Below are 18,679 nucleotides of genomic sequence, written 5' to 3' on the forward strand. Positions count from 1 at the left end.
CTTTTTTTTTGATAACTTTATTTAATAAACTACAGAAATTATGATATCAACTTTACCCAAAAAAGGTCATTTGCTAATTGCAGAGCCTTCGATTTTAGGAGATGTTTCTTTTAATCGCTCTGTGGTTTTATTAGCGGAGCATAACGATGAAGGCTCTGTTGGTTTTATTTTAAACAAGCCACTTTCTTACACCATTAATGATTTGATTCCTGAGATTGATGCTTCTTTTAAAATATATAATGGAGGGCCGGTAGAACAAGACAATCTGTATTTTATTCACAATATACCAGAGATTATACCAAATAGTGTAGAAATTTCAAATGGAATTTATTGGGGTGGCGACTTTGAAACCACCAAACAACTAATTAACGAAGGTAAAATTACCAAAAATCATATTCGTTTTTTCCTAGGTTATAGCGGCTGGAGTGTTAATCAACTAGAAATGGAAATGCAAGAAAACTCATGGATTGTTGCAGAAAACACACTTAAAAACAAATTGCTATCAAAAGCAAGCACCCTTTTTTGGAAAGAAAAAATTATTGAGCAAGGTGGCGAGTACGTTTTGTTTTCAAACGCGCCCGAAAACCCAATGCTTAACTAAGTCGGATTTTAGCATTCAATCTTTTTAATACATCTGAAGCAAATTCAGTTGTATACTCTTTTTTGCGGTATTTTGTGATTGGTTGAATTCCAGAAATTACGTTGGTTAAAAATAACTCATCTGCCTTCTGTAAATCGAAAGGAGAAATTGAAGTTTCTTTCACTTCGATTCCTTCTATTTTTTTCAAAATTTCAAGTATTTGTTTGCGCATGATTCCGTTTAAGCAACCATCAGAAACAGGTGGTGTAATAACCACGTTACCTGTTTTCATAAAGATATTGCTTTGTAAAGCTTCCACCACATTTTTTTCATCATTTAAAACCAGGCAATTAGCATAGCCATTCTCTTCAGCAAAAATACTTCCTGTAATTTGAAGCATTTTATTATTGGTTTTTAAGGTTGAAAGTAATTGTTTAGTTATATAAAAGTCCTTATACAACTCGACTTCATAATATTCTTTTCCAAAAACATATAAATCTGAATTTAAAGGAAAAGCGGTAACTAAAAATTGAACACTTCTAGTTTTTGGTAAATAAAAACCCTCAGAATCTCTATAAACCGTAAAACGAACGCGAAAAGAATTTGAATTTTTTAAGGATTGAATGAGATTTAAAATTTGAGATTCGAAATATTCCATCGTAAAATTCATAGGAATCTCCATTCGACAAATACGCATAGATGCCATCAATCTAAAGTAATGATCTTCAAGAAATAAGACTTTGTTGTCGAATACTTTTATTGTCTCGAAAACGCAATCTCCAAATAAAAATCCTCTATTGTTTTCAATTAAAATTGAACTGTTTTCCTGAATATTTCCGTTAAAATTTACCATAAAAAAATCCCGACTTTTAAATCGGGACAAATATAGTTGATATTATTGAGTTTTTAAACGGAACCCAATACATGTTTTAAATCGGAAATTTGATTTTCCCACAACAATTTTGATTCTTCTAATTCATCAGAATGAGCAAAATCTGAAATTACAATAGAAACATCTTTAGTAATTTCATCTTCCATAATTTTCATTTCAAAAAAGTAGTCTGTTTCAGTTCCATCTTCCTCTAACCATTTAAATTTAATACGTTCTCCTGATTTTTTAGAGGCTAATTTTGCCTTCTCTTCAGAATCATCCCAAATAAAAGTAAAAAATTCACCTCTAGAATTCACATTATCAGCAAACCATTCAGATAATCCAGAAGGCGTAGAAATATATTGATATAGCAGTTGTGGTGAAGATTGAATAGGAAATTCTAATTCATATTTTACTTTAACACTCATAGTTTGTTTTTATTTTCAGTTTGGAAATATATATAGAATTAATCGAATAAACAAAAAAAATATTTTAATTTATTTTAGCTAAAAAATATTTGCAAACAAAAGAATTAGTTTTATATTTGCACCCGCATTCAACAAGGATGTGACACCAACATTTGGCGAGGTAGCTCAGTTGGTTAGAGCGCAGGATTCATAACCCTGAGGTCACGGGTTCAACTCCCGTCTTCGCTACAAGTTTTTTAAAAATCAAAAAGTTAGATTTTAAGCAGGATTAGAGCAATTTAATCCTGCTTTTTTTATGTCAAAAATTTTACGATATTTGAAAAATGAACACGGTTTTGAACACGATTTTGAACACGCTTTGAAAGAAAAGAAAAAATACTCCGAACCAAAAATCTATGATGCTAATGGTGATTTAGCTAAGCGCTGGTATGTTTATTTTTCTTTTCGAAAGAAAGCTGATGCTCCTCTTGAGAGGTTTCCAAACAACATTTACGCTCCTCAACACTTAGAAAAGAGAGAACGCTTGTTGTGGTTAAAAACCATGCAACGAAATTTATCTCTTCTTTTAAAAGATGGATTCAATCCATACAATCCTGAAAATAAATTTAATTTTGAAGCTGAATCTGAAAGTAAATCAATAAAAGAAGCTTTTGAATTTGCTTTGAATATCAAAAAAAGCACCTTAGCTGAAACCTCTTACAAAGGTCTAGAAGGAAGAATTTTACGTTTTGAAAAGTGGTTAAACGAAAATGGATTTAAAAACAGATTGATTTCTTCAGTCAATAAAAAAGTTATTACAATTTATCTGAATGAAGTTTTAACTGCTACCTCAGCGAAAAATAGAAATAATACTCGTACCGATATTAGTACTATTTTTACAGTTTTAGCAGATAATGAAATTATTTCGGAAAACTTTATTCATAAGATTCCTGTTTTAAAAAGCAATCCTGAAAAGAATAAATCATATACTAGCACCGAAGAAACTAAAATATTTGAGTATTTAGACAAGAATAATAAGTTACTTTCTTTATACGTTAAATTTATTTCTTACAATTTTTTAAGGCCAGTAGAGGTAAATCGTATTAAAGTTGGAGACATCGATCTAAATGACAAAATTTTAAAAATTAAAACCAAGACAGGATTCAAATTAAAGCGAATTCCACAAGTTTTAATTGATGAAATGCCAAATATTACCCATTATCCAAAAGATGCTTATTTGTTCGGAAGAAAAAATTTTGGACAATACTGGGAAGCTACAGAAACTAGCAGAAGAAACGATTATTCTGATTATTTCCTGGAAGTTAAAAAGAAATTCAAATTAGGCAAAGATTACGGTTTGTACAGTTTTAGACATACCTTCATAACTAAGCTCTACAATACCTTTATCAAAGAAATGACACCAGAGGAAGCCGAATCCAATATCATGGCTATAACGGGACATACGAGCAAAACTGCGTTAAGGAAATACTTAAGGGAAATTAATGCTTACATTCCTGAGGATTATTCGAGGTATTTGTAGAAAATAAAGTAATGAAACATGCTTTTTTTATTATATTTGGAGAGTAAACAACCACAATGATTGACAGAGAAGCATCAGGATTAATAGAAGCTCTTAGGCTACAGAAACTTAGGGCAATAGAGTATTTATTAATAAACATAAATAATAATCAGGAAAAAAATGTTGCTGTAGCTATTGAGCTATATGAAGATGTTTATCAAAAAAATGAGGATGGTGAGATTTTTGAACAAAACAAAAACTACAACCCTAATAGTAAATTTACTCTTAACAGTGAGGAAATTTTAAAATCTTTTTGCAGTTTTATTGATATTTGGACTTACAATGAGTTCTCTTCAGATATTAAATTTTGTTTTTTAAGTACTAATTCAATTGGTAAAGAAGGTTTAAGTTCAAGAACAAAAAAACTTGGAGTAACTTTACCTAAGGAATCATTATTAGAAGAATTGGCTTCTTTAGACGATACAAGAATTAAGAAAATTGCCCAATTAGTTAAAGATTTAGTATTTGATTATTATGAGGTTAATTATCCAGATGAAAAGTCAACAATAGAATTTTTAAGAAAATTAACATTAGATGAATGGACTAAATTTTTAAAGCAAATTTCTTGGCTATTTGGTTTTCCAGAAATTAATGAGGTTGAAAATTCAGTAATAAAACTAATTAAAGATTGTACATATTATAGTAGTGTTGATAATGAAAATCAAGAAGAAACAATTAAAGCTAAGTTACTAGAATTAATCGAAAAAAAATCGATACAAAAGGATAGACTATTTAAACTTGTTCAAAAGGCTGATGTTCAGCTAAGTTTTCAAAACGCTATATATAACATTATAAAACCTCTTAAATTAGATGATGTCCATACATTATGGGATACAATAGAAAAGCCGACAGATTTTAGAAATCTAAATGATAAAATTTTACAAGTTTGTCCAGATTTTAGTCATGATAAGTTAAAACAATTAAATCGTCAAGCTGCAATAGCAAAGGTTTTTGAAAGCAATCATAAATCTTCATCACAATATCTTGCATTAAAATATAGGGTTTTCAATTTTTGTGAAACAGAATTATTTTCTAAAACAGAAAATAAATCAAAGACTATTTTTAGTCAAGATGAGATAGAAACTATTATCAGAGAAATAACTATTAATTGTATAAAAGAATTTGAGGATTTGAAAAAAGATTTTACATATGGCATCGAAAGAAACAGTGTGATTACGGAACTTTTTATTGAATTTATTGATAGCTGTTATTTGGCATTTGATTAAGATGGAAGAAAACGATTTAACTAAAAAAAGAATGATGTTTATTAAAAGTGAAGATTATAATTTCCTCACTTATAATATGTTTATTATATTGAATGGACTTGATTGTGTTGAAGGGAAAAGCAGTTTGAGAGACCATAGAAAAATTTCATTTCTAATAGATTTTATTTCAAATGGTAAACTTATTGATATAATTGACAAGCAATCAAAAAATCCGAATTCAAAGATTAATGAAGTTGACAAAGAATTATTAAGTCAGTCATTCTCAGATTCATTATTAAGAATTAGGACGATTAATCAACTTGTTTTTACATTGACAAATGAAGGATTCATAACAATTACAGATAAAAAATTAGACAAACTTTGTATTTGTTTGAATAAGCAAAGGATTCAAAAAGAATTTCTTAAAGGAGAAATATTTAAAATCGAACGAAGTAATATAAACAGATTAAAATCTATAGTTCAACGAATATCAATTCTCGATATTTCAACTATGCTATCAAATCTTTATTATAAAAACGGTATACCAGATGAGCAACTTATTAGTTAAACAAGTTAAATATTTTGGAGAGCGATACTCTTACTCATCGCCAACATTAACTTCAGGAATTAACATTCTTGAAGGAGAGAACGGAGCAGGTAAAACAACTTTTTCTAGTTTACTATATTTTGGATTGGGTGGAAATGTTAAGTGGTTTAGAGACGACACGAGTGAAAAGCACATTGAAATAACAGGAGACAAGTCAAATTATGTTGAAATAACAATAGTTATAAACAATCAAATTTACATTGTTACTCGTTACATTTATAAATTCGAGGTAAATATTGTTAGTCCAACTGATGTTGTTACATTACCAATAAATAGAAGCATTAATAATTCATTTACTTTTTCTGATTGGCTATTAGGTAAATTAAACATAAAAGTCGTAGAGATATATCAAGGTACTGAATTCTATAAGCTTAATTTCCTTGATTTGTTTAGATTAATGTATCATGACCAAATAACACCGGTTGATAAAATATACAAAAGACCTGATAATGAAAATTATATTTCAGATTCTGGTATTATTCGAAAAGCCATTTTTGAAATACTTACAGGAAATTCATTTGATGAATATTATAATTCAATTGCGAATTATAGAAAGGCATTGGATGAACAGACAACTATTAAATCTCTAATTCAAAATTTTGAATATCTTAACGTTGATTCAAGCACATTATTCGAAGGAAAGAATTCATACAACTTAAATTTAGATTTAGTAGAAATGATTTCTCAAATTGAAAAACTTGAAAACTATCGCGAATCAATAAATGACAACGTTACTTCAATAAAAACAAGCACTGAAATTTTAAGTCAAAAAAGACAAAAATTTTCTGAATATGAAGAAAAAGTCTTTGGTTTTAAGAAAGAAAAATCAAACATTGTATTAGAGTATTCAAGAGTAAAAAGAGTTCGTGAAAATATTATTTTAGAAGTAACACATTTAAAAAAAATAATCATCACAAACGAAAGTCTGAATTTATTCTCTCCTGACACTTGTCCAATTTGCTTAAAAACAGCAAATAGAGAACCTGAAAAATGTATTTGTGGAAATAATGTATCCGATGAACAATATCAAAAATTTTTCTATACAAAAGAAGAATATTTCAATATTCTAAAGAGTAAACAAAAAAATATCGAAACATTAGATATTGCTCTAAAAGGTTATGAAGACGATATAAAATATTTGAGTGATAAAATTTCTGCTTTTGAATTAAAATTAGAAGAAATAAGAGGTGAAATTAATCAATTAACTAAAGGCAGAAGAGTAATTAAGAATATTGAATTAAAAGAAGTTAACGATAAAATATTAGAATTAGAAAAAGGGATTTCACAAATTCGACAACAAATAAAAATTGAATTAAAAAGAGAAGAATTAGAATCCAAAAAAACATCCTTAGGTTCAAAAGTTGAAGATGCAAAAAGAATAATGGATGGAAAAAAAATTGAATCAAGTAAAAACATGAATGAAATTATAAAATCATTCAATACTAAATATCTGTCTTTGATGACTAAAGCTCTTTTTGATTGCACATCAGCGCGAATTTCAAGTGAGGATTATATGCCAATTATTAATGGTGGGACATATAAAGAAGCAAGTTCGAATGTTAGCAAAAGGTTGATGTATTATTTAACATTGTTTCATTTATCTTTAATAGATAAAATTAAGTTTCCAAAATTTTTATTGATTGACACACCAGAAAATATGGGAATTGATAATGATAATTTTATTTCAACAATGCAATTGATTAATGAATTAGGTGATGAAAATAACATAATAAATGAAGGGCAAATTATTTTGACGACAGGATTAAATAAATATCCAACAGAATTTAAAAATTTTATTTTTCAAACAATTGACAAGAAAAATAAATTATTAACTAAAAACATATTTGACATTGGTGCATAATATATTTCTAACACAAAAAAACTAAGCCTGTTTTTTATCAGAAAATTGTTTTAATGAATATTTATTGAAACTTTTATAATAATAATAATAATACAAGTTCTTTTTAATTAGTAATCATTTCAATCTTCTCCACCAACATTTTAAAACGTTCTTCGCGTATTAATGGATGAATATGCATTGCTAAAATTTCATCTGCTTGCTTATGATTTTTAATTATCGTCAATTCTTCTTTTATATATTGACGAATTTCCTCATCAGCAGTTAAAATTTCTTCAACTATTGTTGTTCTGTTGTCTATTAGATAGATAATGTCTTCGAAATCGTGACTGCCGTAAAAATCATTTTTACCTCTATCTTTGAATGCTTCCAACTTTGTAGCCAAAAAATAAGGAGAAGGTAATATATTAATATTTGTTCCATCTTCCAATGCTATTTGTTGTAAGTATTTAAAACCTGGCTTGTACCAAATGTTTGAAACACCAATACTGCTATCATCCGCTGGCATAATGTCTATTGCAATATCTTGATATTTGTATGAACATATTGATTGTCCTTGTGGATCGGGATAAAATCCCAACTCTGCTAATCGTTCTTGCATTTGAGCCCATTCAGCGTAGTTTGCTAAATTGATGGTCATATCTATATCAGCAGTTGGTCGGATTTCTTCGGCAGCAGGGTCGTCTGTGTACAAACTAATTACAGCACCACCAATGAACACCATTTTATCTTTTAGCTCTTGTAATCCTTGTGCTACTTTAGCCACCAATGCAAGATTTATGACTTTGTTATGCATTTAGTATTCTTTTTTCTAGTTCTTTTTTTGCAATCTCTTTTTCTCGAATTCTTCCAACTCTTATTGCATCTACCATTGTAAGCAGTTCATATAATTCTTTATCATTAGATGTTGCTTCAACCACAGTACTATATAATGGTTCTATAGCTTGTCCTCTTTCATTTCCTTTTGCATAAGGCCAAACGTATTTTTCGCTTGAATTTATAATTTGGTTTAGAGGTTCTGCTGAATGTGCTGTTAAAACCCCTCTTACAATTGCGCCTGGTTGTTGAGGAAAAGCATAGGCAACTCCGTGTAATAAAAACTCCGTAAATGCCAATTTGTTTACTTTTTTTCTAGCATCATCTATTAAACCAGCATATTTAGAACGGTTTAATGATTGGCTTACTTCTGATTGACTTATACCAAGCTCTTGAGCAATAGTATGATGAAACCATGATTTTTCACCTAAAGCTATTATTTTCAGGAGAATTACTACGTCTTGTGGTTTTAAATTATTCTTTGACTGTTGCATATATTCCATATTGCGATATGCAATATTAAGCAAATTTTATAAGAAAGTTATAAATATTATTACTTTGTAATATTTATTATTACCGTATTTCATATTGCGATATGCGATATAATTATAATAACTTCCAAGTGTCTTTACAACATCAATATAATTAGTAGCATTTCAAAATAAAAAATAAGAATATTGATTTGTTAATAAAAACCCTCGAAATTCTGAAATATCAACTCATTTTAAGAAAGAGATTTCTTAATTTTACAACATATAAAATATTAACACCTGCGTAAGCTATCGTTATTAGTTACTGAAAACTAGGAATCTTCATGACAACTTAATAACAGATGGAATTACGTCCGTGCCTAGTACTGGCGTGGACGGTTTCTTTCTTGTTGTCAAGCCTTCCTAGTGGCTCAGTAGCGGATTGATTCTAGTTTCACGCCTTTTTAATTAGGTACATTATGAAAAAAAGAAATCCCAACCCTGAGCGTTCAGAGTTATTACACCCATTGGTGAGTTTATTATTGTTTGACAAGGAAAAGCCCGATTTTTCAGCAAATAAAACTTGTAAGTTATCTCCATCGTATTTTAAATTTAGTGAAGTCCCTGACCTAATTAGGTCAGAAAATTTTGCATTGAAATTAGACTCATTCTTCAAAATTTTAACTACAGAGCAAAGAGATAAACTTATTTCTCAATTGGTAAAGAGTGTAAAATTTGAGATTGTGTATAAGGGTGTTAATGCACTTCGCAGACCAAATTATGAAATGTATGATTTTGACACAGAAGAATCACAAGAAAATTATCGCAAAGAATTGAAAGTTTTTATCGAAACAGGAAATGTTAGAGACTTTTTAATTATCTATTTTGCTCTATTTTTTGAAGATATTTTTAAACACTATTTTGAAATACCTGATTTTGTATCTGAGGATGAATACAATGAAGTATTAGGAATTTATGCGGTTATTGAATAATTTTTCAAATTAATAAAAAAACGGAGTGTAAGCTCCGTTTTTGTTCTAACTTAATATCTTTTCAACTTCCTCAAAAGATACTCAGTTGCTTCGGCATCAGAAATAAGCGGTTTCTTTTTAGATCTATTAGGTTTAGCATTTAAAGGAGACTGCACACCCAGCATTTTGTAGAAGCGAGCTACTTCCGTTTCTGGAAGGGCTTGTAATATTGTATATACAGTCTCAGCTCGCATGGCTATCTTCTAAATTTTATTCTTGGTTTTGGCTTTTCATTTGCTTTACTTTCGCCCAAATAATTTTCTGGTTTTCTACTATAGTTTCGGCTGAATTCTTCAGTTGGGCTGAAAGTTCTTCTTGTTTCTTCTCTAGTTTTTCCAATTTCTGTTGAATTTGCTGAAATAGAATTATTGATTCGCTCTTGTTCATATGATTTGACTTTTTTAGTTAAATTATTATAGGATAAGCTTCGATGAATTTTACTTCCTTTATAAGTTACTTCTCTGTATTTGAATGAAATTCCAGATACTAGTCCAGTACTGCTTTTGTTCAGTTTTACTTCTATTTCTTTTCCCTTGAGTTTTTCAAAAAACTCATGCATGGTTAAATGTTGTTTTAATAATTCATTTATTATAGATTGTAATACTAATCGATCTGGACTTTCACCTGTTCTAAGACATTTTTCAATTTCACCTTTAGAAAGCACATTTGATTCTTCCTTTCGAACTAATTCGGTTAAATTATATTTCTGCTCTAATTTTCGAATTAAAGTTTCACTTCGTTTATAATCATGTGAATCACTTACAACATTTCCAGAAAAATTAACCCGATTTGCCACAATATGAATGTGCGAGTGATCTTGGTCAAAATGCTTATAGGTTATATACTGATTTTCATCAAATCCCATTCCTTCAAGGTAATCTCTTGCTAAGTTTGCGAATTTATCATCAGATAACTTTTTAGAGTCTTCATAGGGTAAATTCAAACTCACATGATAAACCGCTTTTGATAGATTTGGTTTTTGCTGTCTTACAATATTGAACTCCTTAGTTTGTTTGACTACAGATTCTGATGAGAGATTTGTATCTAAAACAATAGCCTCACCTTTATCAACCTTATTTTGGTTATATAAAAGCACTCCTTTGAAACTTCTTCCTTTTATTTGTACCGCAATCATCGTTATAGTAATAATTGATTTTTAATTTCGTTTAGCTTTTTATTCAAATTCAATAACTCTTCTTCTAATCCCTTCAGATTAGGATTCCCTTGATTGACTTTTTTGGACATTTGATTAATGTTGTTTCCAATACGAGAAAGTTCAATAAGTAAATCCCTTTCTAAACCCGACATAGAAAATTTTGGTAATTGTTTGTGTAATGCTCTTCTTCTAATAAATTCAACTACATTTAATCCATGTGATTTAGCGGCTTCCTCAAGTTGAACTTGTTCATTCATAGTCACTCTTAGATTGATTTGAAATAACTTAATTTCTTCTATCTTCTTTTTTGGTCGTCCCATATTTACATTTTTTAATTGCTAATAATTCGGAATCGAATCCAAATAAAAAACCCATTTAAATTCGTTCAACAAGACAAATTTAAATGGGTAAAAAATGGAAAAATGAGGGTGTCGTACACTATTTTGTGTACGATACTAGCTAACAATTTAGAATATCTTCATAAATAGTTACAAGATTTATAAAAGCATTCTCATCTTGAAAAAACAAACTTGAAGGATTAACTAATAGTTTCAAAGCATTTTTATAATGTCCTTTTTCCAGCGGACTATCTTCATAATGATAACATGGATTTTTAGGATGTATGGCTTGTGGTGTATTCAACTTATTAATATTTCTGTTTTCAATTTGAAATCTAACTTTGGCTTGCTTTATAAGTTGCTCTAAATTGATGTCAATTTCGTCATAAGTTTTTAATGGATAATATTTCTCCTGAAGTAGAACTATTAGAGCCCTTCTTATGGAAAGATTTTCTTTAACATTAATTCCAAATTGTTCCAATACTCTTTGTGAATTTAGAAGGCTTCTTTGTATAGCTTTTAGCTGATTGTAATTAAAAGAATGTTCACCAATGTTGAAAATTGAAGCTTGACCATTCAAGCTATCAATAAACTTTAAAAATGCTATTTTTTGTTCATCTCTCATTATAATTTATGGCCTCCTCTTCCTCTATTTAAATTCCAACTTCTCTTTATTGTTTTATTGATTGCATCTTTGAAAATATTTTTCTTGATTGATAATAAATAGATGTTTTCTTTAACTATATAATTTGTGATAGCATAAACCGCATCTTTATTACTAGACTTTGAAAAATATTCATTAAAAGCAAATGACATGATTAACAAATCTTTGGTATCCGTCATTGGATTAGCTTTTAGAATTTTATCTGCAATAAACTCAAGTTTGTTTGAAGTGTTATTTAAATTATCTTTTATTTTTTCTATAATTGAATTAGTTGAAACTTCATTGGAATCAAAAATAGATTTTGATAATTTGTTTAAAAAAAATTTCCCATATTCAAATTTTCGGATAGCCATATAATCGATTAATGCTAAATGAACAAATTCATTTAATCCGCTATCAATAAAAATTTCAGATAAAAGATAGCTTTTATTATGTAGTCGATTGAACCATTCTTTATGCTCTTTATCCAAGTTTTCTAGCATTTGATGTCCAAACACTGAAGGTATTCGAGTAATAGGGTGTTCGTCTATTAAAATAAATTTTATCTCATCTTTACTTTTCTCATTAATAATAGGGTAGTTATAACGAATTGAAAAAAGAAGTGCTAAAATGGATTTCAATTCAATTTCTGTCAAGAGTACAGGTGTTGTATTATACTCATTGTTGTACTTTTTTCTAATGTTAATCCATTTGACATAATCATAGCTTTTAAAAACTAAAGGTTTAATCTCCATATTATTTTTTAATAATTTAAAATTGAATGGCGTCAAAAATAGAATTAAGAAACAAAAAACAATATTTTGAAATTAAAAATTATTTTCGTAATATATTGATAATCAAAATATTGATACTTTTTAAAAAGTATCAATAAAATGAATATGTTTTGAAAAAATCAAAAAAAGAAGAGTCTGAAAATCAGCTAAATAAAATAATTAGCAGTATTTTCTGTAAAAAAATAAATTTTGAAAAAGATTTTATCACTTTTCAAGCAAATTCTATTGAAAATTGAATTTGGAGTCCTTTTAAATTTAAAGAAGAAGTTTAAAACAATTTCGTTTGAAAACAATCTATTATAAATTGATTAAACAAGAAAATTAATTAAGAATTTCGACATTGCAAATGTTCTGATTTCAGCGGGGTGTGGGGTGCAACCCTGCCAAGCCATGTGACCAAAGGGAGCGTTTTTGCTATCAAAAACATGGCTTGCTTCATGACAACGCAGTAATAACTTTTAGGGAAAAAATAAAAAAATAAAACCAGCAAGTTTTACAAGCTGGTTTAAAAAAATAAACTATCTAATTAAGGATCCAATATCGTTACATTGACTTTCTATAGTTTCCAAAATTTGCTCTATTGAGCTTTCATCTATCTCGCTAAGATCAAGATCATCTGCAAACGAAGATATTTTATTTTGTAAGAGTTCGTTTAAATCTTCATCAAGTTCTGATGCATTTGGATTATAAATTTTATAAGCAAGCTCTCTTCCAAATTCTTTATCAATTGAATCTTCATCTAAATGAGCGCCTTCATTAGCTAGAAAATCATCATAATAGATTAGGTAATTTTCATTGAGTGCTAGAAAGTAGAGTGCTGTTTTATCATTTTGGTCTAATTTAGAAATAAAACCATTTATAAATTCTGAAATTTCTAATTCTTCATCTCCATAAATATCACCTTGATGAGTACTTAATTCTTCTAATAATGGATTAATGTTTTTCGTCTTGATTTTTCTTTTCCCATTTTCATTTTTTAAAAATGTAAAATCAAGTAAAAATTCTTTTAAAAGAACTTTTTGTGCATATCTACAAACTACGTTGTTTAGTTCTTTTGTAACGATTAGGTGTTCTGAGAAGGTGATCATGATGATGAATTTTAATTTACTAAATTTAGAAAAAAAACTGCCTTCTTATGTTAATTGAATTAAAATTTATCAACATATGACTTTTTACAATCTTCATTTTTCTCATCTTAATTTAGAAAAACATTGCATTGTATAGATAAATGATAAAGAATTCAGTACAATACCACTGATTAAACGATTACAAAAACATTAATGATATTATTCGAATATTTGTTTAGTTATGAAAAAATTAAACCTTTAAAATTTTATTTAATGCCTCTTGTCTTCTTTTGGCTATCGGTAATCTTGCTCCATTAATCATTTCACAATAGTAGCCTGATTTTTTATTAACACTTACAACAAAATCTAAATTTATTATATAGGATTGATGAATCCTAAAAAAACAATTATCTGTTAGTATATTTTCATATTCTCCAATATTTTTACATGCTACATATTCCTCCTCATTTTTTAAGTAAAAAGTAGTGTAACGACCATCAGACTTACAGAATAATATTTCGTTCTTTTTAATGATATCAATTTTATCAATTGAAGAAATGGTGATAAAACTAGAATACTCTAAATTGTTGATTTGCATCTCTAGTACCTTAGAATTATCAAAAATTTCCTTTTCTTCAATTCTTGAAATAGCTTTATTACTTGCTAAAACGATATCTTCAATAGAAATAGGTTTCATTACATAGTCTAAAACATTATATTTAAATGCTTTAACCGCATAATTTTCATAAGCAGTTACCAAAACTATCTCAACTTCTGAAATATCTATAACATCTAAAAGTTCAAATGCTGTTTTGTTATGCAACTGAATATCTAAATATAAAATTTCAGGTTTTAATAAATTTATTTTTCCAATTGCTTCTTCAAAACTATTGGAGGAACCAATTATTTGAATATTCGGACAAAATTTATTTAAAAAGTGGACTATGATATTAACATTTCTATCTTCATCATCAACAATAAAAGCTGTATACTTTTTCATTTTAAAATTAATTATTATATTGTTTCAGTTTTATTAAACAATAATATGAAAATTATATTAATATTCTTTACAATTGTCTTTCTAAATTTAAACTCTTTATTCTCTCAAACATATAATTCTATAAAAGAATTAAACGTTGAATCTGGGTTACCATCTGACGTTATTTATAATGTAGTTCAAGATAACGAGGGGTATATATGGATTGCAACTGAAAATGGTGTCGTAAAATATAACGGAACAACTTACAAAATATTTCAAAAAAAAGAGGGATTGCCAAATAATGATATTTTTAAACTTGATGTTGATTCTAAAAACAGAATCTGGCTTACAGGATTTCATAAAGGGTTGTACTACATAGAAAATGAAATTGTAAAAAAAGTTAATAATACAGACCACCTAAAAGGGATTACTTTTACCTTTGAAAAAGATGGAACACCTTTTTTTAAGACGATTTACGACAAAAAATCATTTTGTTTAAATAAAAAGAAAGAACTTTTAAATTACTACATAAATAAACAATACATTATAGATTATGATAAATCTAATTTTTTATATGTAGGTTTTAATCCTAAACAAAGGAAATATTTTGTTTTAAAAAATGGAAAAATAAAATATGCTCCAAAAAACCATATATACTGCAAAAATATTTTTCATAATAAGATTAGTTTTATAAACCACAATCCAAAATTAAATCCTTATTTCATAAAAAGAGAATTAACAGATTACATTAGTTACTTCGAAAAAGACACTTTTCTTATATTGAATACTAGTTTTTTTAAAAAAAGTTTTTTAAACTTAGAAAATGATTCAAAATACAACATTATTAAGGACAATGATAATTACTTTATTTACAAAAACGGAATCTACAATAATTATCTTTCAAAAAAAATTAATGATTTAAAAACATTAACTAAAAACTTGATTAGCATTTATATCGACACTCAAGAAAATTTTTGGCTTGTATATAACGACAATAAATTAAAGTTTATTCCAAATGATTTTGATAACATAATCAGTTATAAATTATCCGACATATTGGGAGATAATTCAGGATTAATAAAACACTCTGTACTTTCAAAAAATGATGAAATTTTCTTTATAACCTCAAATCATATTTTGTTTAAATTTAATTTAAAATCAAACAAAATAAAGATTCTAAAAAAATATAAATTTAAGCAGCCTCAAAAATTAATATTAGACGAAAACTTTCTAACGGTATGTTTTAATGATGAGATTGAATATATTAATTTGTTGACAAATGAAATTAAAACAAAAAAAATATATAATAGAAATATTGAAAAAATAGAAAATGACCTCTATTATGTTAATATGTCAAGAATCAACAAAAATGAAAATATACTTTTTGAAAAAAATAACGATTTGCGTTTTAACACTATTTTTATATTACATGATAAAAAAATTTACACTTCAAATGAAGACGAAGTAATTTGTTATGATGAAATAAACAATAAACAATATGAAAACAAAAAAATCAGATATACTAACATCATTAACGGCTCTAAAAACTTTATATTCATTGGCACAAATTCTGAGGGTTTATACTTATTAAATAAAACTTTGAATATAAAAGACAGAACTTTAATTAATGAAAACATTACATCAATAGAAAAAGATGATTTAAATCAAAACTTTTACATAGCTTCAAACAAAGCTATTTATCTTTTTAAAATCAAAAAAAATAAATTTGAACTTATTTCCACATTAAACTTAAAAGACGTTTTTATTAATGGAAAAATTTTAGAAATGAAATTTAAAAAGGATAAATTATATGTAACTTCTACTAAATCTATTTATATAATATCAAATAAAATATTTCTTGAAAATAAAATAATTGGAAAAATAGATTTAGACTCAATCTCTGCAAATGGGTTAAACTTCAAAAAAAACAACACGATTAATTTTAAAAGAACTCAAAATAACATTTCTATTAACACATCGCTTTTTAGTTTCCAAAACCCATCAAAATTTAAAAAGTTTTATACCGTTATTAAAAACGGGGAAAGATCAAAATGGATTCTTTTTAATGAAAACACAATTACATTTCGAGAATTATCTCATGGCGATTACATTATTAAATTTAAACTATTATCTACAGATGAAAAAGAAATTTACAATACTAATGAAATTCATTTTAAAATTCAACCTTACTATTGGGAAACCTTATTATTTAAAGTATTAACAATAATTGCATTTGCATTACTAATCTTTATTACTTACCGTTATTATCAACGTAAATCTCTTCGGAAATATAACTTAAAACTTAAATTAAACACATTGGAACTAAAAGCGTTAAAAGCACAAATGAACCCACATTTTATATTCAATTCACTTAATAATTTTCAAAGTTTATATATACTAGAAGGAGAAAAAAGCGCAAATCAATTTCTTTCAAAATTTTCATTCTTTATTAGAAAAACATTAGATATTGTTAATAAAGATACCATATCCTTATTTGATGAATTAGAATTCATAAAAACATATATTGAAATCGAGTCATTGAAAAATAATATTAAAATTGACTTAAAAATAAACATTGATGAAAATTTACAAATTAATAATCTTTCAATACCAGTCATGATAATACAACCTATTGTTGAAAATTCAATCATCCATGGTTTATTACCTAGTAAAAATGAAAAAGAAATAGTAATAAACATTCAAAAAACAGAACACAAAATTGAGATTATCATTGAAGATAACGGTATAGGATTTAACCAAATTAAAAAACAAGGAAATAATAATCACAAATCTTATGCAACTAAAATAATAAAAGATAGAATTAAAATTCTAAACATCCTATCAAAGAAAGATACATATGAATTAACAACTGAGGACATAAACAAACAAAACACTTTAAAACAAGGAACAAGAGTTAAGTTTGTAGTACCTATTGTAGAAATAATTTAATTATAATATTATAATTACTAACAAACTTCCAAAAACTAGAAATAAATTTAGAAAAAAAATAAAAAACAAATTTTTAATCTTATCTGATTTTGTCCAATAAAAATTGTTATTTAAATAAAATTTAACTTCTTTTATTTGGATAGAATGAACCAAAATATTCATTATAAAAAAGAAAAAATTAATTATGCAATAATTAAAAAAAACTATTTTACAATTGTAAATTTCATTTAAAAAAAAATATAAAACTAAATTATTAAGGATTATCGTTAATAAAAAAACAAATAAACTATTAATTATTAAATTATTCTTAATCATGATTATTAAAAAATTATAAAAAAACTGCTCCCTTGTAGTTATGAAAAAAACAAATTTACTTCCTTAAAATTTATTTAAAATTGAGAGAAAGGGAGCAGATAAATTATATATTAGAATTAATAAAAACAGAACATTAACTTTAATTCAAAATAATAAACTTAGAACAAGTGAAAGCCAAAAAAACTATAATTCTATAATGGAAAATTTTAGCTTGAAAAATGGTTTCCACTTATATGTTCTAAGTTCATTCCCCTAAATTAATCCGTTAATGCAAGAAAATTACTCAACCTACTAAAAGTATAATCATAAAATTTAACCCCAAATCTATAATTATGAAAACAACTTGCACTAACTAAAATCAAAGTTAAAACATAATTGAGAACAAGTTTAGTTGTTGTAATATTCGATTGCAACAATGAAATATTTGTTAATTAGCACTATTATTAAAATACTCAAACAATTCCTTTTCACTTGTGAATTTAGATTCTATTATTTTATTTTTATCTATAAGTATCATTGTTGGTGTTCCATACACATAATAATCAACTACAGGCTTACTATCCCATTGCTTATAATCGCAATAATGATACATTTGATCAAATTCTATAGCCTTTTTTTGATATTCTTTAAAATCAACATCTAAGCTAATCGCTAAAACTGAAACGTTTTGATTTTCTTTTGCCCATTTATTTATTTTTGGCATCGTTTCTAAACAATGCGGACACCATGTAGCCCAAAAAACAACTAAAACCTTATCTGTTTTTAAATCTTTTAAACTAAATTCTTTCCCATTAGCTGCAACCCATTTAATATTCGGTGCATTTGACCCCTTTTGCAATGCTTTGTAACCTGCCATACGCAAATCAAAAGCTTGTTTGTTTTTATCATCTTTACATTGACTGGCTATCTTAGCATATTTTTCATCTAAATATTGCAATACTTTTTCTTGCCCCATTTCTTTAAATCCTAATTGTAAAAATTGTAGAGCAAATTTTTGTGAATCCTCATTCTTAG

18 protein-coding genes and 1 tRNA gene are annotated in these 18,679 nt (G+C 26.9%); 8 read left to right on the top strand and 11 right to left on the bottom strand.

The genetic code is table 11. From position 1 onward, the window contains the following. Positions 1–40 precede the first annotated feature (40 nt). Entirely contained in the window at positions 41–601 is a 561-nt protein-coding gene (locus IM755_RS12325) for a YqgE/AlgH family protein (protein ID WP_194097320.1), read from the top strand. Here IM755_RS12325 and IM755_RS12330 read toward each other — a convergent pair. Next, positions 594–1,433, bottom strand: coding sequence for an aminotransferase class IV (locus tag IM755_RS12330; protein WP_194097323.1), 840 nt, complete (start codon positions 1,431–1,433; stop codon positions 594–596). The two genes, IM755_RS12325 and IM755_RS12330, sit on opposite strands and share 8 nt — an antisense overlap. 53 nt (positions 1,434–1,486) lie before the next feature. Continuing rightward, positions 1,487–1,879, bottom strand: coding sequence for an START-like domain-containing protein (locus tag IM755_RS12335; RefSeq protein WP_194097325.1), 393 nt, complete (start codon positions 1,877–1,879; stop codon positions 1,487–1,489). A gap of 154 nt (positions 1,880–2,033) precedes the next feature. Between IM755_RS12335 and IM755_RS12340 the strand changes: the two genes are divergently transcribed. From IM755_RS12340 to IM755_RS12360, 5 genes are all read left to right on the top strand, one after another. Continuing rightward, positions 2,034–2,107: transfer RNA gene (locus IM755_RS12340), tRNA-Met, on the top strand. Positions 2,108–2,174: 67 nt separating this feature from the next. After that, positions 2,175–3,398, top strand: coding sequence for a tyrosine-type recombinase/integrase (locus IM755_RS12345; protein ID WP_194097327.1), 1,224 nt, complete (start codon positions 2,175–2,177; stop codon positions 3,396–3,398). 56 nt (positions 3,399–3,454) lie between these two features. After that, the gene (locus IM755_RS12350; protein ID WP_194097329.1) at positions 3,455–4,663 is read left to right on the top strand and encodes a hypothetical protein; all 1,209 of its coding nucleotides are present in this window, start codon (positions 3,455–3,457) and stop codon (positions 4,661–4,663) included. Position 4,664: 1 nt separating this feature from the next. Next, positions 4,665–5,210, top strand: coding sequence for a hypothetical protein (locus IM755_RS12355; protein ID WP_194097331.1), 546 nt, complete (start codon positions 4,665–4,667; stop codon positions 5,208–5,210). Then, positions 5,191–7,110, top strand: a complete 1,920-nt coding sequence (locus IM755_RS12360; protein ID WP_194097333.1) for an AAA family ATPase — start codon at positions 5,191–5,193, stop codon at positions 7,108–7,110. Before IM755_RS12355 ends, IM755_RS12360 begins: the two co-directional genes overlap by 20 nt. Positions 7,111–7,213: 103 nt before the next feature. Here IM755_RS12360 and IM755_RS12365 read toward each other — a convergent pair whose 3' ends face one another. Beyond that, complete coding sequence (locus IM755_RS12365) at positions 7,214–7,903, bottom strand: nucleotidyl transferase AbiEii/AbiGii toxin family protein (RefSeq protein ID WP_194097336.1); 690 nt, start codon at positions 7,901–7,903, stop codon at positions 7,214–7,216. Continuing rightward, the gene (locus IM755_RS12370; protein WP_194097338.1) at positions 7,896–8,426 is read right to left on the bottom strand and encodes a hypothetical protein; all 531 of its coding nucleotides are present in this window, start codon (positions 8,424–8,426) and stop codon (positions 7,896–7,898) included. The genes IM755_RS12365 and IM755_RS12370 overlap by 8 nt, the downstream gene beginning before the upstream one ends. Before the next feature lie 446 nt (positions 8,427–8,872). Here IM755_RS12370 and IM755_RS12375 point away from each other — a divergent pair, with 446 nt between their 5' ends. Next, complete coding sequence (locus tag IM755_RS12375) at positions 8,873–9,385, top strand: hypothetical protein (protein WP_194097340.1); 513 nt, start codon at positions 8,873–8,875, stop codon at positions 9,383–9,385. Between the two features lie 235 nt (positions 9,386–9,620). Here the strand turns inward: IM755_RS12375 and IM755_RS12380 are convergent, their stop codons facing one another. From IM755_RS12380 to IM755_RS12405, 6 genes are all read right to left on the bottom strand, one after another. Beyond that, on the bottom strand, positions 9,621–10,559 hold the full coding sequence (locus IM755_RS12380) for a relaxase/mobilization nuclease domain-containing protein (protein WP_194097342.1): 939 nt from the start codon (positions 10,557–10,559) through the stop codon (positions 9,621–9,623). A gap of 2 nt (positions 10,560–10,561) precedes the next feature. Beyond that, positions 10,562–10,900 carry a plasmid mobilization protein gene (locus IM755_RS12385; RefSeq protein ID WP_194097344.1) on the bottom strand — a complete coding sequence of 113 codons (339 nt, stop codon included), beginning with the start codon at positions 10,898–10,900 and terminating at the stop codon, positions 10,562–10,564. A gap of 139 nt (positions 10,901–11,039) precedes the next feature. Continuing rightward, positions 11,040–11,543 (bottom strand): hypothetical protein, encoded by a 504-nt coding sequence (locus tag IM755_RS12390; RefSeq protein ID WP_194097346.1) that lies wholly within the window; start codon positions 11,541–11,543, stop codon positions 11,040–11,042. Then, positions 11,543–12,316, bottom strand: coding sequence for a hypothetical protein (locus IM755_RS12395; protein WP_194097348.1), 774 nt, complete (start codon positions 12,314–12,316; stop codon positions 11,543–11,545). Before IM755_RS12395 ends, IM755_RS12390 begins: the two co-directional genes overlap by 1 nt. A gap of 557 nt (positions 12,317–12,873) precedes the next feature. After that, complete coding sequence (locus IM755_RS12400; protein ID WP_194097350.1) at positions 12,874–13,443, bottom strand: hypothetical protein; 570 nt, start codon at positions 13,441–13,443, stop codon at positions 12,874–12,876. Positions 13,444–13,672: 229 nt separating this feature from the next. Then, entirely contained in the window at positions 13,673–14,422 is a 750-nt protein-coding gene (locus IM755_RS12405) for a LytR/AlgR family response regulator transcription factor (protein ID WP_194097352.1), read from the bottom strand. A gap of 45 nt (positions 14,423–14,467) precedes the next feature. Between IM755_RS12405 and IM755_RS12410 the strand changes: the two genes are divergently transcribed. Then, on the top strand, positions 14,468–17,350 hold the full coding sequence (locus IM755_RS12410) for a sensor histidine kinase (protein WP_194097354.1): 2,883 nt from the start codon (positions 14,468–14,470) through the stop codon (positions 17,348–17,350). A gap of 742 nt (positions 17,351–18,092) precedes the next feature. Here IM755_RS12410 and IM755_RS12415 read toward each other — a convergent pair. Then, positions 18,093–18,679: TlpA family protein disulfide reductase (locus tag IM755_RS12415; protein WP_194097356.1), on the bottom strand; the 587-nt coding region annotated here is incomplete at its 5' end.

It is taken from the genome of Flavobacterium proteolyticum (genome assembly GCF_015223105.1).
Lineage (GTDB): Bacteria > Bacteroidota > Bacteroidia > Flavobacteriales > Flavobacteriaceae > Flavobacterium > Flavobacterium proteolyticum.

Bases quoted from the DNA above. Each gene is read 5' to 3' on its own strand.
- IM755_RS12325 (WP_194097320.1), top strand. From the start codon at position 41: ATGATATCAACTTTACCCAAAAAAGGTCATTTGCTAATTGCAGAGCCT.
- IM755_RS12330 (WP_194097323.1), bottom strand. From the start codon at position 1,433: ATGGTAAATTTTAACGGAAATATTCAGGAAAACAGTTCAATTTTAATT.
- IM755_RS12335 (WP_194097325.1), bottom strand. From the start codon at position 1,879: ATGAGTGTTAAAGTAAAATATGAATTAGAATTTCCTATTCAATCTTCA.
- IM755_RS12345 (WP_194097327.1), top strand. From the start codon at position 2,175: ATGTCAAAAATTTTACGATATTTGAAAAATGAACACGGTTTTGAACAC.
- IM755_RS12350 (WP_194097329.1), top strand. From the start codon at position 3,455: ATGATTGACAGAGAAGCATCAGGATTAATAGAAGCTCTTAGGCTACAG.
- IM755_RS12355 (WP_194097331.1), top strand. From the start codon at position 4,665: ATGGAAGAAAACGATTTAACTAAAAAAAGAATGATGTTTATTAAAAGT.
- IM755_RS12360 (WP_194097333.1), top strand. From the start codon at position 5,191: ATGAGCAACTTATTAGTTAAACAAGTTAAATATTTTGGAGAGCGATAC.
- IM755_RS12365 (WP_194097336.1), bottom strand. From the start codon at position 7,903: ATGCATAACAAAGTCATAAATCTTGCATTGGTGGCTAAAGTAGCACAA.
- IM755_RS12370 (WP_194097338.1), bottom strand. From the start codon at position 8,426: ATGGAATATATGCAACAGTCAAAGAATAATTTAAAACCACAAGACGTA.
- IM755_RS12375 (WP_194097340.1), top strand. From the start codon at position 8,873: ATGAAAAAAAGAAATCCCAACCCTGAGCGTTCAGAGTTATTACACCCA.
- IM755_RS12380 (WP_194097342.1), bottom strand. From the start codon at position 10,559: ATGATTGCGGTACAAATAAAAGGAAGAAGTTTCAAAGGAGTGCTTTTA.
- IM755_RS12385 (WP_194097344.1), bottom strand. From the start codon at position 10,900: ATGGGACGACCAAAAAAGAAGATAGAAGAAATTAAGTTATTTCAAATC.
- IM755_RS12390 (WP_194097346.1), bottom strand. From the start codon at position 11,543: ATGAGAGATGAACAAAAAATAGCATTTTTAAAGTTTATTGATAGCTTG.
- IM755_RS12395 (WP_194097348.1), bottom strand. From the start codon at position 12,316: ATGGAGATTAAACCTTTAGTTTTTAAAAGCTATGATTATGTCAAATGG.
- IM755_RS12400 (WP_194097350.1), bottom strand. From the start codon at position 13,443: ATGATCACCTTCTCAGAACACCTAATCGTTACAAAAGAACTAAACAAC.
- IM755_RS12405 (WP_194097352.1), bottom strand. From the start codon at position 14,422: ATGAAAAAGTATACAGCTTTTATTGTTGATGATGAAGATAGAAATGTT.
- IM755_RS12410 (WP_194097354.1), top strand. From the start codon at position 14,468: ATGAAAATTATATTAATATTCTTTACAATTGTCTTTCTAAATTTAAAC.